The 15,661-nt window shown below is 44.9% G+C and carries 15 protein-coding genes; 4 read left to right on the top strand and 11 right to left on the bottom strand.

Translation table 11 applies throughout. The features are described from left to right. Positions 1–70: 70 nt before the first annotated feature. The 5 genes from MHI45_RS00985 to MHI45_RS00965 form a co-directional block, all read right to left on the bottom strand. Positions 71–1,816 (bottom strand): extracellular solute-binding protein, encoded by a 1,746-nt coding sequence (locus MHI45_RS00985; protein ID WP_179091817.1) that lies wholly within the window; start codon positions 1,814–1,816, stop codon positions 71–73. Between the two features lie 70 nt (positions 1,817–1,886). Then, complete coding sequence (locus tag MHI45_RS00980) at positions 1,887–2,780, bottom strand: carbohydrate ABC transporter permease (protein WP_076112884.1); 894 nt, start codon at positions 2,778–2,780, stop codon at positions 1,887–1,889. Between the two features lie 16 nt (positions 2,781–2,796). Further along, complete coding sequence (locus MHI45_RS00975; RefSeq protein ID WP_076112921.1) at positions 2,797–3,699, bottom strand: ABC transporter permease; 903 nt, start codon at positions 3,697–3,699, stop codon at positions 2,797–2,799. A gap of 120 nt (positions 3,700–3,819) precedes the next feature. After that, positions 3,820–4,800: a LacI family DNA-binding transcriptional regulator gene (locus tag MHI45_RS00970; RefSeq protein WP_076112885.1), complete on the bottom strand. Its 981-nt coding sequence runs from the start codon at positions 4,798–4,800 to the stop codon at positions 3,820–3,822. A 292-nt stretch (positions 4,801–5,092) separates the two neighbouring features. Then, positions 5,093–6,070, bottom strand: a complete 978-nt coding sequence (locus MHI45_RS00965) for an alpha/beta hydrolase (protein ID WP_144024421.1) — start codon at positions 6,068–6,070, stop codon at positions 5,093–5,095. Positions 6,071–6,593: 523 nt separating this feature from the next. Between MHI45_RS00965 and MHI45_RS00960 the strand changes: the two genes are divergently transcribed. Then, a complete protein-coding gene (locus tag MHI45_RS00960; protein ID WP_445667496.1) occupies positions 6,594–6,971 on the top strand; it encodes a nitrous oxide-stimulated promoter family protein in 378 nt (125 codons plus the stop codon). Positions 6,972–7,068: 97 nt separating this feature from the next. Here the strand turns inward: MHI45_RS00960 and MHI45_RS00955 are convergent, their stop codons facing one another. The 5 genes from MHI45_RS00955 to MHI45_RS00935 all read right to left on the bottom strand — a co-directional run bounded on the left by MHI45_RS00955 (position 7,069) and on the right by MHI45_RS00935 (position 10,649). Next, positions 7,069–7,197 (bottom strand): DUF6254 family protein, encoded by a 129-nt coding sequence (locus MHI45_RS00955; RefSeq protein WP_231578275.1) that lies wholly within the window; start codon positions 7,195–7,197, stop codon positions 7,069–7,071. Positions 7,198–7,305: 108 nt separating this feature from the next. Beyond that, positions 7,306–8,049: an amino acid ABC transporter ATP-binding protein gene (locus MHI45_RS00950; protein ID WP_038592061.1), complete on the bottom strand. Its 744-nt coding sequence runs from the start codon at positions 8,047–8,049 to the stop codon at positions 7,306–7,308. 15 nt (positions 8,050–8,064) lie between these two features. Continuing rightward, positions 8,065–8,724, bottom strand: coding sequence for an amino acid ABC transporter permease (locus MHI45_RS00945; protein ID WP_076112889.1), 660 nt, complete (start codon positions 8,722–8,724; stop codon positions 8,065–8,067). Between the two features lie 29 nt (positions 8,725–8,753). Next, entirely contained in the window at positions 8,754–9,524 is a 771-nt protein-coding gene (locus MHI45_RS00940) for an amino acid ABC transporter substrate-binding protein (RefSeq protein ID WP_076112890.1), read from the bottom strand. A gap of 249 nt (positions 9,525–9,773) precedes the next feature. After that, positions 9,774–10,649, bottom strand: a complete 876-nt coding sequence (locus MHI45_RS00935; RefSeq protein ID WP_341118822.1) for a LysR family transcriptional regulator — start codon at positions 10,647–10,649, stop codon at positions 9,774–9,776. 110 nt (positions 10,650–10,759) lie between these two features. Between MHI45_RS00935 and MHI45_RS00930 the strand changes: the two genes are divergently transcribed. Beyond that, positions 10,760–12,145 (top strand): MFS transporter, encoded by a 1,386-nt coding sequence (locus MHI45_RS00930; protein ID WP_076112892.1) that lies wholly within the window; start codon positions 10,760–10,762, stop codon positions 12,143–12,145. Between the two features lie 79 nt (positions 12,146–12,224). Here the strand turns inward: MHI45_RS00930 and MHI45_RS00925 are convergent, their stop codons facing one another. Beyond that, the gene (locus MHI45_RS00925; RefSeq protein ID WP_076112893.1) at positions 12,225–13,577 is read right to left on the bottom strand and encodes a sodium-dependent transporter; all 1,353 of its coding nucleotides are present in this window, start codon (positions 13,575–13,577) and stop codon (positions 12,225–12,227) included. 203 nt (positions 13,578–13,780) lie between these two features. On the opposite strand from MHI45_RS00925, the gene MHI45_RS00920 reads away from it, so the two are divergent. Then, entirely contained in the window at positions 13,781–14,983 is a 1,203-nt protein-coding gene (locus MHI45_RS00920; RefSeq protein ID WP_076112894.1) for an MFS transporter, read from the top strand. Further along, on the top strand, positions 14,976–15,614 hold the full coding sequence (locus tag MHI45_RS00915) for a TetR/AcrR family transcriptional regulator (RefSeq protein WP_038592040.1): 639 nt from the start codon (positions 14,976–14,978) through the stop codon (positions 15,612–15,614). The genes MHI45_RS00920 and MHI45_RS00915 overlap by 8 nt, the downstream gene beginning before the upstream one ends. Positions 15,615–15,661 lie beyond the last annotated feature (47 nt).

The raw sequence follows: 15,661 nt of genomic DNA, 5'->3' as shown, positions 1-15,661 counted from the left end.
TTGGGTCTTATCGAAACAATGAGTTCTGTTTTTGACAGAACTCATTGTTGTTCAATATTCTCTTAATGTGTTACTTATCTAACGATTGTTGGATCTCTTTCGTGACTTGATCGCCGCCTTGAGATTTCCACTTGCTTACGAACTCATCAAATGCGCTGATTGGAGCTTGGCCTACGATAATTTTGGAAAAGGTTTCATACTCCAGCTTGCTTAGATTCGACCAACGTTTTTCCATTGTTTTGGTTTGCTCATAGGTCAAGGTGTTTACGAACTGGAATTTACCTTCCACGTACGGCTTCAAGCCTACGCCAAATGCCCAAACCGTACCGAAATCGTCCGCTTTTGTTCCGGAGAAATCCCAGCCCAAGATACTCATATTATCAAAAGGTTCCGTTTTGGAAGCGATGATCTTACTGAATGCATCATCTGTGTAAGCATCGAAGTCTTGGAAATACGTATGAATCTCATCCGCCGTCTTTTTGCCTTCGAGATAATTGGTTGTCTCTTTCAAGACCATGGCAGGACCATCAGCCATAGAGAAGGTTTGGTACATCGGGAATGAAGCATCTCCTAGTACCTTTTGCTCTGCCGGATCAACATGTTTGTAGAGACCATCTTTATAAATGTTAAGCATTTTGATGACGGCTTCAGGGTTTTTGTTATCCTTGCTGATGACCGTGAAGGTTCGGGCTGCGTTGCCTCCCTTCGCCAAGTAGATCCCATCAGTGCCGGAAGCCAGTGAATAAGGCTGCCAGTTCGCGGTTTTGTCATTCTTCCAGCTGTTTCCAAGATCCCCAAACGGGAACCACCAAGGACCAAAGAACAGCCCTGCCTTATTGTTCGACACCAATTCTTCCGTCTTCGAAGTGAGCATGCCTTGTGAAATCAACCCTGCCTTGTACATATCGGCTAATTTCTGCAGCGCTGTTTTAGTTTCAGGCACGATGGATCCATAGACGGCCTTACCTTCACTGTCTTTGACCCAGATGCCTGGGAAGGAATTGAACGCAGCGAAAATTTGATCAAAGTGATAAGCGAAGTTGGAATTCGTCATGTCTTGATATAATTTACCGTCAATCGAAGGTCCTGCAAGTCCAACCGAATCTGCCTTTCCGTTTCCGTCTGGATCTTGCTCAACGAATGCTTTTGCAACGGCTTCCAGCTCTTGCAAATTCGTAGGCGCTTTCAATTTCAATTTATCCAACCAGTCTTGGCGAACCCACATCACGGACAGGAAATCCGGCATTGGATTCGAGGAAGGAATGGCATACATTTTACCATCTTCTTTTACTAAGCTATCAAAGAGTTCTTGGTTAGACTTGTACACTTCTTTTGTTTTCGTGCTCGCATATTTTTCCCAGACTTCGGAAATGTCCATTGCCAAGCCTGCTTTAACAATCGCTTTGTATTCTGTATAAGTCAGTTCAGTCAAGTAATCCGGAATTTCTCCGGTAGCGATCCCAAGATCAACCTTTTGGTGATAATCCGTGCCTGAATTGGATGCGGTAAAAGCATTTTTAATTTCAATGTTGAATTTTGTCTTCAGCATTCTTGTATACGCATTGTCATCTACGTCTTGGCCATCAGGGTACTTCTGGTTCGGATCGAGCGGGACTCCTCTTGTAAGCGTGGTTAACTGAGGTTGTTTTCCAAGCGGATCTGCCGGTACTTCTGCAGCGCTATTGTTGGAAGCAGGATTAGAACTGTTTTCCGAAGAAGACTTGCCATTGTCAGCATTTCCAGTACACGCCGTGAGTGACCCCATGAGTAGCAAAGCGAACGACAAAGTTGCAGCATAAACCTTTTTGTTTTTCATCTGCATATAACTCCCCTTTTGTTTTTTATGTTCAAGGATTCCTCCTCGGACAACATCCTTAGACTACAAGTTAACCTTTTACGGAACCAAGCGTGATACCTTTCACGAAATATCTCTGCAAGAACGGGTAGATAATCAGTACCGGAATCATCGCTACGAAAATTTTGGCTGCATTCAACGAGTCGTTATTCAATTTGGACAAACGATTCATTTGCTCAAGGGACATGGAAGCCATTTGCTGCAGATTAGTGGAAACTACGAGTTGCTGGATATAGGTTTGTAACGGATAACTTTCCTCCCGGGTGGAGAGAACCATGCCTTGGAAGAAGTCATTCCAGTATCCCACTATGGTAAACAAAACAACGGTAGCCAGTACGGGTTTTAATAGAGGTAATAATATGCTGAACAGGTATCTCCAAGGACCAGCCCCGTCTATCTTCGCTGCTTCTTCCAGCTCCTCCGGCAAATTCTTAACGAAGTTCATAATCAAGATCAAGTTGAATATCGGGACTCCCCCACATAACACTAATCCCCAGATGTTATCGATCAGATTATATGTTTTCAGAGTAATGAACCAAGGAATCAACCCGCCGTTAAAGAGCATACAGAATACGAATAGCCACATTAGAAGATTGCGTCCCGGAAAAAGCTTGCCCGACTTTGATAAAGGATAGGCAGCAAGTACTAATGCCAGCATCGTGAAAGCGGTCCCTAATATAACGCGTTCGAACGACACCAATATCGCTCTAAAAAACTTAGCTTCGGACAGAATCACTTGAAATGAATACAAGTTGAATCCGATAGGATAAAAAAACACATTGCCCGCCTGGACCGCCGCCTTGTCACTCAGAGCGATCATTAAGCAATACCATATGGGTACCAAGCAAAGCAGTGTCATTAACACAAGGAATACTAGATTGAAAATGTCGAAAGCCCTCGACCCCAATGATCTGTTCTCTACCAACTTTCTCCCTCCTAAATTAGAATATCCGATACCCTAAAAGCTTCTTGGCTAACAAGTAACCGTTAATAATAAGAATAAAGCTGACGACCGATTTCAATAATCCGACCGCTGTACCCAAGCTGAAGTCCAAATCTTGTAAACCGGCGCGATAAACATAAGTGTCGATAATATCACCCGTGCTGTACACCAACGGATTATATAAGTTGAACACTTGGTCGAAACCAGCATCGAGAACGCTGCCGAGTGACAAAATGGCTAATAGAACAACGGTTGTGCGGATTCCCGGTAAAGTAATATGCCATAATTTTCTCCAGCGGCTTGCCCCATCAATACCTGCCGCTTCATAGAGAGTACCGTCAATGCCCGCTAAGGCAGCCAAATAAATGATGGAGTTGTAGCCGAAGTTTTTCCACACATCCGAACCGATAATAAATCCTCTGAACAAACCAGCCTGTTGGAAAAATTGAACGGGTTCAAATCCGAACATTTCCAATACCCGGTTGAACGGGCCGTTGAAGCCAAAGATTTGAATCATGATCCCTGACAAGATAACCCATGATAAGAAGTGCGGCAAATAGACGCTAGTTTGAACGAACTTAACCATGTATTTTTGGCGAAGTTCATTAAGCATAAGAGCGAAAATGAGAGGAATGAGCAAATTCCCTGAAATTTTCCCCAGTGCTATGATAAGCGTATTGATTAAGGCCTGACGCACATCGTCTAACTCAAGCATGTACCGAAAATTCTCTAATCCAACAAATTCTGAATGAAGAAAGCCGGCACCCGGATTATAATCCTGGAAAGCCATTACAACACCGAACATAGGAACGATTTGAAACATGATCAACCAAACCAAAGCCGGAATGAGCATGAACCAATAATGCTTGATTTCTGAATTTTTCTTTAGCCTTAATGGCATATTTTTCAGTTTAGACCCCACCACTAAGTTTCCTCCTTTATGCATATTTAACATATAAAGCACTTACAAATATTGTTGCATTCGCTATAAGAACAAAGTTCTATAGCGAATGTTGCTACCTTAAGTGGTCCCGCCTTTTCTGAATGTTACCGGTAGACGGTAGAGATCTTTATGAAGCTCCACACCGTCTACTTTTTGGATTAGTAGACGTACTGCCGTCCGGGCCATTTCTTCAACAGGTTGTACAATGGTGGATAAGAAAGGATAAAACAAATCATCTTTCTGAATTCCGTCATAACCTACTACCTTCACGTCTTCCGGAACATGGATTCCGTGTTCTCGTGCCCGCTTAATATATCGAGCCGCCAGCATGTCACCATTCACAAACACCCCGTCAACTTCTTTATATTGTGCAGCCGTTAAGATCTGATCAAGATGGGGGTTCAATAGATCCTCGTCGAGATCAGGAATTTCATAATCGGCTTGGGGCAGCCCCAACTCCTTGGCAGCATCCATAAAACCGACTTTTCTCAGATCCACTTCGCCCCGGATCGACGTCGCGATATAACCCAGGTAGGCCGGATGCCGTACCCCTGCCTTGTGTAACTCTTGTAACGCGATACGCCCGCCGTTATAGTTATCCGAGGTGACACAGGAAATCTCATCTTTGAAATGGCGGTCTATTGAAACCAGCGGGATGTCTTTCACAACACTATGTTCGATATCGTTGTAAGTGATGGCTACGATCCCTGCGACCTTATTCTGGTTCAGGATATCAAAATAATATATTTCTTTTTCGGGCTTGCCCTTGCTGTTGCATAGAATCAATTTGTAGTCATGACGATCCAATTCATCTTCAATATAGTAGGCAAGCTCGGAAAAGAAGGGATGCCTTATTGTAGGAAGCAAAAGTGCAATCATCATTGACTTCTGCATCTTAAAATTTCGTGCCACCTCATTCGGTACATAATTTATTTCTTTGATCGCAGCTAGTACCTTCTCGCGAGTCTCCTGTTTGACTGAAGGGTGGTTGTTAATGACTCTGGAAACGGTCCCAACTGCAACGCCGGCAATATCAGCAACCTCCTTAATACTAGCCATGTTGCACCTGCCTTTCTATTTGGAAACGTTTCATTTATTAAATGAAACGTTTCATTCATTTGTTGGATTTATTCTATCACCATTTTGGAAACGTTTCAATAGGGTATTTTATTTTTTTATATGCACCAAATATCTGCTCATTTGCCCAGAAGGTTTTATCGGGATTACCTAGGTTAGCTGATGGGCAAATTAAAAAGCTTCCCGTCTTGCGGCGGGAAGCTTTACTTAAGACCGTTATTATTTTGTGATCCCGGTTTGCAGTTACGCTAAATGTCCGCTTCCCCTACTTGTCTCAGCTTGCTTGCTCCATGAACTCCCTGAAGTCTTCAACGATTTCTTTGGATTTGGTGTGGTGCAAATAATGATCTGCTTCAAATTTTATGACTTTTCCACGTACAGAATCTTTAGCCTGCGCTTCATGCAGTGGTATCCAGCCTTCAACAGATTTATTATCCGCTTGGATAAACAATAGAACGGGAAGATTTTTTGGGAATTTCAACTGTTGAGCCGCTTTGAAATTAGAAGAAATATTTTTCATTTCATTTAAGGTAGTGTCATTATTATTATTTTTATTTGCAATCATTTTCGATTGCTCTACGGTGTGAGCATCAAATGCTAACGAAGCATAGGGGTCATTCCCTACTTTTTTGATCAATCTTAAGAGACCTGATTTATTGAGGAATTCAAACGTTTTTAATGGGAATCCATCATTCATTCCGCCTTGGGTTGGCACACTGCTGTCGATTCCGATAAATGCATTTACTTCGTTTGGATATTTGTTAACATAATTCAATCCGTAAATACCTGCAATGGAATGGCCCATTAGCGTGAAGCGGTCAATATTGAGCTGCTGCAAAGCTTCATGGACTTCAGTGACCATATTGTCTGCGGTCCGCTCCTTATCGGTTTCATCACTTAATCCATAGCCGAACGGCTCAACCACGACAACTTTGTAGAACGGAGATAGTTCATCTACCAGCATCTTAAAATCAAGTGCTGGAGATGCTGTTCCAAAACCCGGCAGGAGCACGACTGTTTCTTCGCCTTCCCCTTGGATCAGCACATTCATATGTTTTCCGTCTACAGAAACTAACTGGCCATAGGGTTCTATTTTACCCTGCTCCACCTTGTTGCAAACCAGATTAACAATAAAAACAATGGCTAGAAAAAGTACCATTAATCCTGCTAAAGCTCCTATAGATTTAAGGATTATGCGAAGTGGTTTGCGCATCCTTTTTTTTGTACCCTCTTCTTGTCGTTTCACACTCATCTTCTCCTGTCCTTATCTGTGTATTGGACTGCCTTAAGCGGGCCGATATTGCAAAGTTTACATGACAAACATGTACTCCTTGTAACGGCAATATGAACGGAGTATGAACAAACAAAATAAATGCAATTGGAGCTCTGGATTTAAATGCTCGATAACGGTGCTATATTGCGTCGTTCCCGGCTTTACCGGCACATAAAGGCTCCAATACTTGCTGATTTTATCATCCTTTTCATAAATACGGAATCCCCTTACCTTTTCCTTACTGGTGAAAGGCGTTTTCCAGGTTAATGTAGCCTTGGTCCCTTGAAGTTTCACCTTGAACTCCTCTGCAGGAGCCGGTTTGGTGTCCGTTCGTTTGATGCCGTAATGATCATATACCTTTAGCCCGTTTTTTCCATGCCACTCACGTTCTCTCTAACTTCCTGCTTGAGCACCTGTCCTGAGTAGGACGGGGGCATGTTGGCCTTGCAAATGCCTTGAAAATGTAAAGAGTAATACCCGTTTTCATTAATAAATAGAGTTAATGTATTCTTATAACACTGAAAGGAACTATTCGCACATGACAAGAGAAGTGAAAAGGCAATTAAATGAGGGGCCTAGAATTCGAAGAGAACAAGAATTGGTATCAAAAATGATTCATATCTATTGCAGGAAAAAACATCATCATACAGCCTTCTGCGAGGAATGTCAGGAGTTAAATGTATATGCGAGGAACAGACTATCGCTCTGTCGCTTCGGTGAGGATAAAACGGCTTGCGCAAAATGCCCTATCCATTGTTACAAACAAGATTACCGTCAAAAAATCAAGGACGTAATGCGTTACTCAGGTCCATGGATGCTGCTGTACCACCCCATTGAGTCCATTAGGCATATTCCAATGCCAGGCAAAGGAAGAAAATAGCCAGTCTGGAACTATGTATTCTGGCAAATGTTCCAGATCAGCGGGCGGTCCGAATAGGCTGCCGATGGGAATCAGCAGCCTACCGCCTAGTGCTAGGTTATGACGTAGTATGTTCCGCATCATACTCGCTGGAAAGCTCTTTCAGCGACTTGATTTTACCATGGGGGTGCTGGTCCTGCTTTCGGGATTTCCACCCAGCTTCTTTTCTTTGCTTCTGCTGGCTCATCTCGGGTAGCCTCCTCTGGAAATGCATCATGTATACTACAGTAATAGGATGCTGTATATTGCGTTTATTCATACGTGTTAGTTTGTTTTCATATTTGATACTCTCTTGTTAATCCTGATTCAAAAACGTCCGGGTCCGCTCCAGCTGCGGGCTGCCAAAGATTTGCTCCGGTGTTCCCGATTCGGCAATTTCCCCGTTATCCATGAAGAATACACGGTCTGCCACATCGCGGGCAAAGTTCATCTCATGCGTGACGATAATCATCGTCATGTTCTCGTCCGCAAGCTGGCGGATGACACGCAGCACCTCGCCGGTCAGCTCGGGATCAAGTGCCGAAGTCGGCTCGTCAAACAACAGGATATCCGGGTTCAGCATCAGCGCTCTGGCGATAGCTACCCGCTGCTTCTGTCCACCTGACAGCATGGAAGGGTACACCTCCGCTTTATCGGCAAGGCCTACTTTGGAGAGTAATTCCTTACTTTTGGCGGCAATATCCTGAGTGCCCTCCCGCTTCAGCGTTCGTGGAGCAAGCTCCAGATTCCCCCGTACGCTAAGGTGGGGGAACAGATTAAAGTGCTGAAACACCATGCCCATGGTCGCGGTAATCTCCCTTATATCTGCATTGCTGGCGTATTTGCCGTTCTCTACCAACGGTTTGCCATGGATAAGGATACTTCCGCCGGTAACCTCCTCCAGATGAACAAGACTGCGCAGCATCGTACTTTTTCCGGAACCGGAAGGACCGATCACTGCCACGACTTCTCCCGGTTTCACATCAAAGGTAATCTTCTTCAGCACATCGAGACTGCCGAAAGATTTCTGCAATTGCTTAACTTCAATCATACTACTCATAATTGGACAGCCCTTCTACTCAAATTTGAAACGTTTCTCCAGTGCCTTGAAGAACAGCGTTAGTATTAATGTCATCAGCAAATAAATAACGCCGGCAACTACAAATGGGGTCACCGTAAAATCGCGGTTCACCGCCGTCTTCGCGTAATTCAGCAGCTCTGGTACAGCTACGGCATAGAGCAACGCAGTGTCCTTGACCAGAGTAATGGACTCATTGGCTACCGCTGGTAATGCAACCCGGAACATCTGGGCAAGAATTACCTTGCGCAGGGTCTGCCATTTGCTGAGCCCGAGAACCTTAGCCGCCTCATGTTGTCCTTTATCAATCGAGAGCATCCCGCCACGGAAGATCTCGGCAAAATAAGCACCATAATTAAGGATGAAGCCAAGACTGGCCGCAACGAAGCGGTCCATGACCAGATATTCCCCAATGACCGGAATCTGCGGCAAGCCGAAGCAGAAGAATAGCAGCTGCAGCAGTAGCGGAGTTCCGCGCATGACGTAAATATAAGTGTGCGCAAGCCAAGCTAGCGGTTTAATTGAGCTCTTGGCCAGCAGTGTGACCAGCATCCCTAGCGGAATGGACAGCACGATGACAATCAGAAACAGCAAGGCGGTCGTCCGTGCACCTTCAAGCATCGGCCCGGCAATTTTTATAATGTAATCTATATTCATATCTTCAACCGACTCCTAAAGGAAACAATCTAGTTCAGTACTTTGTTCTCGCCAAACCACTTCGTTGAAATTTCAGCAGCCGTTCCATCACTGCTTAGTTCATCCAGAGCCTTTTGCAGCTCAGTAAGCAGTGCTTCATTGCCTTTCTTAATCCCAATGCCGTATTGCTCAGGAGCCAGTGATTCATCCAGCAGCTTATAAGTGCCGGTCTCCTTAGACATGTAATATCTTGCCACCACTTCGTCAATAACCACTCCATCCAGGCGTTTCGACTTCAGGTCCGTCAGGGCAAGCACATTGTCCGGAAATTCGGATACCTTGTCAATCTCTGCTTTGATTGGACTGGCATTCAGGGCATCGGCAGCCGACGAAAGACTCTGCAGTCCGACTTCTTTTCCGGCCAAATCATTCAGCTTCGACAGCGCCGAATCCGCCAGCACGACTACAACCTGGCTGTTCTCCAGATAAGGCTTGGTAAACAACACCTTCTCTTTACGCTCGTCTGTTATGGTGTACCCGTTCCATATCATATCAATGCGTCCGCTATTCAGCTCCGATTCCTTAGCCGACCAGTCAATTGGCTGGAAGGTGATCTCTTTGCCCATTTTCCCGGCTGCTGCTTTCGCATAGTCAATATCAAAACCGACAATTTCATTGTTGTCATCTCTGAAGCCCATCGGAGCAAACTTATCATCTATACCGATCACCAGTTTGCCGTCATCACCTTTTGAACCGGAGCAGCCTGCGATCACTGCAATTGCCATAGCTACGAATAACATTAATAATCCTTTTCTCTTCATCTCTCTAATCCCCCTAGTAAATGACACACTGTATGCTGCGCTTTAGTTCATTAACACGTTATCAGTTTATCATGATAACATATCATCTGAGCGGCGTCGATAGAGAAGAGAAACACTTCTGTGTCAAACAAGTGGAAACGGCCTCACCGTCCTCAAAAGGACGGTATCCGTTACCGAGAAATAGAAGGATAATTTATACCGTGAAGCAAATAAATGCTTATATTTTAAAAAAAGCCATCGCCTGTATGTTCAGGTCAGTGGCTTAAAATAGTTTACAACGACCTCACGGAATTCCAGAGCAGCCGGCGAAATGTAGCGGCTTTTGTGCCACAATAATGCGATCTCACGCGCCAAGTCATGATTTTCCACTTGGAGATAGTGAATCTGTTCCCTAGAATTCCTTGCCGTGCTTGGTATAAAAGCGATGCCGATTTCTGCCTCCACAAGCGCACTTAGCCTTGCTGGTTCATCCCCCTCATACACATATCTAGGTTCAAAGCCAACTGTTCTGCATACATTTTCTACTAAATCGCGGGTACCATAACCTCTCTTTACACCGATAAACTCTTCATCACTTAGTTCTATCAAGGAAATGCTGTTTCGGTCTGCCAGCCGATGCCCTTTGGGAACCGCTACAAGAATGGGGTCAATGAATACTATTTGGCATTCAATATCCTCCTCCTCTATGGCAGGCGAGGACAAGCAGAAATCGACTTCTCCTCTGTGAAGAAGCTTAACCATTTCATACGTGGTCAGCATTTGCACATGAAATTGGACATTAGGCCGTCTTTTTCGAAACTCCCGAAGGATATTTGGCAAAGTGCTCGCGGCAGTCACCGCAAGTTCAAGTGTGCCTTGTTCCGGGGAGGATAAATCACGCAGCTCCTGCTTTCCCTGTTCCAGTTCAAACAAAGCCCTTTCCGCCCTGCGGAGGAATTGGCTTCCGAACTCATTCAAGCGTAGCTTCCTTCCTATCCGGTCGAATAGCGGGACTCCCAGATCTTCTTCCAGACGTTGAATCGTTTTGCTTAATGAGGATTGGGTAACGTGCAGGCTCCGTGCTGCTTCGGTCACATGCTCCAGCCGGGCTACTACGAGAAAATACTGCAGTTGAAGAAGTTCCATTTCACACCCCTCTCATTCCTTCTAGTCTATGAAATCATAACATAAAAGGCGTTGGAATAAATAATCAATCTCAAGTACGATAATATCAATACACTTGGGGAGGACCAAAAATGAATGCTCGCAGCAGGTGGCTGATGATCTCCGTGGGTCTGGGGATCCTATTGAACCCATTAAATTCTTCGATGATTTCCGTGGCTATAGCAAGGCTGCAAAAGGTATATCAGCTTGATTTTACAGAGGTATCCTGGATCATTTTCTCATTCTATATTGCGAGTGCTATCGCTCAACCTGTCATGGGGAAGGCCAGTGATCTATTCGGGCGCAGAAAGATCTTTCTAACCGGTCTTGTTGTAGCCTTCGTTGCATCATTATTAGCTCCGCTATCCCCCACCTTTGGGTGGCTCATTGTGTTCCGCATTGTGCAATCCATCGGAACAAGCATGATGGTTGCAGTTGGAATGGCCATTGTACGAATTCATATTACGGAGAAACAGGCGACTGCGCTGTCCGTGATGTCCATTTTCCTATCCGGTGCGGCAGCTATCGGGCCCTTTATCGGAGGGGTCTTGATTCAATGGTGGGATTGGTCTGCGATCTTTCTCGTCAATATTCCGTTCGTGGTTACGAGCTTTGTGTTAGCTTGGCGGATGATTCCTAAGGACGAACCGCCAACATCCGTTACATCCCAGATGTCGTTCCGTAAATGGTGTGATTTGATTGATGCGACAGGGATTCTGCTCTTTATCGTGGGTCTGGTCGCCTTGCTGGTGGGATTACTGTCAGCAAAATCATCTGGCCATGTCTCGTTGGGTCCTGTCATTATCGGACTGATTGGCCTTTTTGCACTGGGGGCTTTCGTACGCCATGAGTTAAAAGCGGCATCACCCTTTATTCCTTTGCGCACATTCGCCAAATATCCTGAGATGACTTGGGTTAATATCGAATTCATGCTCGTTAACGTACTTTATTACTCACTCTTTTTCGGGCTTCCGTCCTACTTGCAAATGGTACGTCATGTCAGCGAATCCCATACAGGGATTCTGATGTTAAGCTTAGGCTTGTGCTCGCTCATTGTTTCTCCACTAGCCGGACGATGGATAGATAAATCAGGACCAGGGCCGGCGTTGCTGACATCCGGAATACTAATGACACTAGGAGCGGTATGGATGGTGACCATGAATCCAACTTCACCGGTTATCAGTGTATGTGTGTCGTTGGCTGCATTCGGTGTTGGGAACGGGTTAAATAATGTCGGTATGCAAGTGGCCTTGTTCAAAAGCTCACCAAAAGAAATGATCGGTGTAGCGTCCGGCGTATTTATGACATCGAGATATCTGGGAACCATTCTCTCTTCCTTATTGCTGGGCATCATAATGGGAGGTAAGTTCAGCGCTGGGGGATTTCGACTGCTTGGTGTGATCCTCTCGGTCATTGCAATGTCCCTGGTATGTATGAGTTGGCGGCACAGAAACTCACGACAACTCGAAGAGTCTTAGGTGATGCTCTAAACAAAGAAACTCTACAACCACATGGGTTGTAGAGTTCTTTTGTTCATTCTGCAATGAGGTTGTTGAATTAGAATTTAAGGATTCCCGAGGTATGCAGCAACACCAGGAATACCAGAATAGGCGCAATATACCGGAGCATGAACAACCAGATGCGGAACCAGCGCGCCTGTAGTCCAGCCGCTTCTGCTGCCCCCTTCCAGAAATAACCGGCAAAAATGGTGATCAGCAGACCGCCAAGCGGCAGCATAATGTTGGAGGTGATGAAATCCATCCAGTCGAACAGGGCTTTGCCGCCAAACGTAAGTTCAGGGAACATTCCCAGCGACATTGCTGAAGGAATACCGAGCAGAAAACAGACCAGAGACAATACCCAAACCGAACGTTGACGGCTCCAGTTCCAGCGCTCCATCGCGAAGGATACAGGCACTTCAAGCAGGGATACAGCTGAGGTCAAGGCGGCAATCGCCAGCAGGATGAAGAACAGACCGCCGAAGAACGAACCTAACGGCATAGCCGAGAAAGCCGCCGGCAGAGCGATGAATATCAGCGAAGGTCCTTGGTCAGGCGCAATGCCAAACGAGAACGTAGTCGGGAAAATAATCAATCCGGCGATAAACGCATAGATCAAATCTCCGGCTCCTATCGCAAGTGTAGCGGTGCCCAGCGACTGATTTTTATCCACATATGAACCGTAAGTTAAAAGAATCCCCATTCCGAGTGATAACGAGAAGAAGGCATGTCCCAAGGCGACCAGTGCGGATTCTGCCGTTAGTACCGAGAAGTCCGGTTTGAGGAAGAAAGAAACCCCTTTATCTGCACCCGGCAGGGTTAGCGCACGAATCATCAATACAATAAGGAGTACAACCAGGCCGGGAATCAATACTTTATTAAATTTCTCAATCCCGCCCGATACCCCCAGGATAACTACTCCCGCAGTAATCAGGATGGCTACACCCTGCCAGACAATCGGCAAGTACCCTGAGATAAATGAACCAAATTCACCTGCATAATCAGTCGTGCTGAACAGTTGTCCATTGAAGGCAATCATTGCATAGTGCAGCGTCCAACCTGCAACAATAATATAAAAGGAGAGGATTAGAAAAGGCGCAATCACTTGCAGTATTCCAGCTGCATTCCACCCTTTTCCGCCTCCGGCACGGATGAACGACGTTGCCGCGCTTCCGCGGCCACTGCGTCCGATGGCGAGTTCGGCCAATAGCACAGGCAAGCCGATCAGCACCAGACAGACGATGAAGAGCAGGAAGAAAGCAGCTCCGCCATTTTCTCCTGTAATATAAGGAAATTTCCACATATTTCCCAGACCCACCGAGCTGCCGATAGCCGCGAAAATAAAGCCGCTGGAGGAGAAACGTTCCTTTTTCTCCGAGAGCAGGCTTTTTTCACCTTTAAACTGATTCATTTCATAACGCCCCATTTTCTATTTTTTAAGAACTCATTATAGCTTAAGTACCCATCAGAGTCATATGGTAATTTCTAATTTCTTAATATTCAATCCGTTAAAAGAGTTGTATTTATCATTTACAATGGTCTCTTTTTCAATTAGAATGATTTACATTGTGTTATTATTTACTTAGTGTAAACCATTCGCAGGAGGGCTTTGATATGAGCAGCTTACCTAAGTCTGCCAGATTTCCACTTTTCATTCTAATGCTGAATCTGTTTATCGCTTTATTGGGACAAGGTATGGTCATCCCCATTCTTCCTGAATATTTAAAACAATTTAATGCCTCAGGGGCTGCAGCCGGGTATCTTATTGCTGCTTTTGGAGCCGCACAGTTTATTTTTTCACCTATAGGCGGGCAGCTTTCGGATCGGTGGGGCCGAAAATCAATGATCATATCCGGTCTGTTTTTAACGGTCATTGCGGATCTGCTGTTTGCAGTATCTGCGACTTTGCCGCTTCTGTATATTGCCCGATTTATCGGGGGAATAGGTATTGGATTAATGGTTCCTTCCAATATGGCCTATGTCGCTGATATTACCACTCAGGAAACCCGCGCTAAAGGAATGGGATTATTGGGGGCTTCCATGAATTTGGGTATGGTACTTGGTCCAGGGTTAGGGGGGATTATCGCTGAATTCGGCATACGTGTCCCCTATTTTTTCGCGGGTGGGCTTGGACTTGCAGCTACGCTGCTTAGTATATTTATGCCAGAGACACTTCCCAAGGAAAGACGGAAATCCGTTAGTAAACGGGTACGCCGGGAGCCCCTTCGCAACCTGATCCTAAATTCATTCCGGACTTCGTATTTCCGCTATCTCCTACTCATTCTGATCATGACATTTGGTTTGATGAATTATGAAACGGTGTATGCCTTATTTGTGGAACAAAAGTACGGTTTTGATGCCGCTAAAATCTCAATTATCATTACGGTAGGTGCAGTTATAGGCATCATTGTGCAGATCTGGCTGCTCGATTATCTTATTAAGCGGCTAGGCGAGATGAAACTTATACGTCTATCTTTGGTGATCACGGCAATAAGCTTGCTCTTGATGATCATCAAGTTTAATTTAGGTTATCTGATCGTAGTATCTGCCCTGTTTTTTGCCTTTAATGCATTCTTAAGACCAACGGTAAGTACGTTGATTGCCAACTCAGCTGGTGATCGGCAAGGATATGCTGCCGGATTGAATACAACGTATACCAGCATAGGAAATATACTTGGGCCGATTTTAGCGGGGCAGTTGTTTGACAAACACATGAATATACCCTATATTTTTGGTGCACTTATCCTTACATCTGCTCTTTTCTTAACCTTGCGAAAGCCAAAAAATGATAAAGAACGGGTTGCTGCCTATGACTGAGAACTGGCATCAGAATTTGAGAAACAAAAACCGGGAAGAACTAATTGCTGCGGCTAAGGAACTTTTTATGAAGCAAAGCTTTCTCAAAGTTAATATTAAAGATGTATGCCTCGTGGCCGGTGTAAGCCGGGTTACATTCTATAAGCATTTTCAATCCATGGACGAACTGATCTTTGAGGTTCAGATGGAAATCCTCCAGAGTATGACCCAATTTGTTGGAGGAGCAGCTTCAGCCGAAATGAATGGTAAACAAATGCTTACTTCGATGCTGGAGGCTTGGATTGATTATGCTTCGCAACATCCAGAGTACATCAAGTTTATTCTTCTCTTCGACCTGCATTATGAAGCCTATGACTCAAGTGATGAACTCAAAGAGCAGTACAATAATTTTGTGAACCGGGAAAAAGAACGCCATTTCCTATTGGATGCTCTGGACATTGGATTTAAAGATGGATCGTTAAAGTCAGATACTGAGCCTTTGAAGACCGCTCATTTTATCTTCATGTCTATGATGGGTTTACTTCAGAAAATGAGCTTGATTCCCAAGAACGATTGGAGCAGCGAACTTCAGGATAAACAAATGGCTAACCGGTTTGTTGGCATGTTGGTTCAGCATTTAAGTGGAAAATGACAAATCCCCCTGCCTAAAGGCAGGGGGATTTGTCCATAAACCTGTTT

The sequence above is a fragment of the Paenibacillus sp. FSL H3-0321 genome (genome assembly GCF_038002865.1).
Classification (GTDB): domain Bacteria; phylum Bacillota; class Bacilli; order Paenibacillales; family Paenibacillaceae; genus Paenibacillus_AQ.
Note: the sequence above shows the minus strand (reverse complement) of the source record. Positions and strands in the feature narration are given on the sequence as shown.

Excerpts from the sequence above, each read along its gene's own strand:
- MHI45_RS00985 (WP_179091817.1), bottom strand. The coding sequence starts at position 1,816 with ATGAAAAACAAAAAGGTTTATGCTGCAACTTTGTCGTTCGCTTTGCTA.
- MHI45_RS00975 (WP_076112921.1), bottom strand. The coding sequence starts at position 3,699 with ATGCCATTAAGGCTAAAGAAAAATTCAGAAATCAAGCATTATTGGTTC.
- MHI45_RS00970 (WP_076112885.1), bottom strand. The coding sequence starts at position 4,800 with ATGGCTAGTATTAAGGAGGTTGCTGATATTGCCGGCGTTGCAGTTGGG.
- MHI45_RS00965 (WP_144024421.1), bottom strand. The coding sequence starts at position 6,070 with ATGAGTGTGAAACGACAAGAAGAGGGTACAAAAAAAAGGATGCGCAAA.
- MHI45_RS00960 (WP_445667496.1), top strand. The coding sequence starts at position 6,594 with ATGTATTCTTATAACACTGAAAGGAACTATTCGCACATGACAAGAGAA.
- MHI45_RS00955 (WP_231578275.1), bottom strand. The coding sequence starts at position 7,197 with ATGAGCCAGCAGAAGCAAAGAAAAGAAGCTGGGTGGAAATCCCGAAAG.
- MHI45_RS00950 (WP_038592061.1), bottom strand. The coding sequence starts at position 8,049 with ATGAGTAGTATGATTGAAGTTAAGCAATTGCAGAAATCTTTCGGCAGT.
- MHI45_RS00945 (WP_076112889.1), bottom strand. The coding sequence starts at position 8,724 with ATGAATATAGATTACATTATAAAAATTGCCGGGCCGATGCTTGAAGGT.
- MHI45_RS00940 (WP_076112890.1), bottom strand. The coding sequence starts at position 9,524 with ATGAAGAGAAAAGGATTATTAATGTTATTCGTAGCTATGGCAATTGCA.
- MHI45_RS00935 (WP_341118822.1), bottom strand. The coding sequence starts at position 10,649 with ATGGAACTTCTTCAACTGCAGTATTTTCTCGTAGTAGCCCGGCTGGAG.
- MHI45_RS00930 (WP_076112892.1), top strand. The coding sequence starts at position 10,760 with ATGAATGCTCGCAGCAGGTGGCTGATGATCTCCGTGGGTCTGGGGATC.
- MHI45_RS00925 (WP_076112893.1), bottom strand. The coding sequence starts at position 13,577 with ATGAATCAGTTTAAAGGTGAAAAAAGCCTGCTCTCGGAGAAAAAGGAA.
- MHI45_RS00920 (WP_076112894.1), top strand. The coding sequence starts at position 13,781 with ATGAGCAGCTTACCTAAGTCTGCCAGATTTCCACTTTTCATTCTAATG.
- MHI45_RS00915 (WP_038592040.1), top strand. The coding sequence starts at position 14,976 with ATGACTGAGAACTGGCATCAGAATTTGAGAAACAAAAACCGGGAAGAA.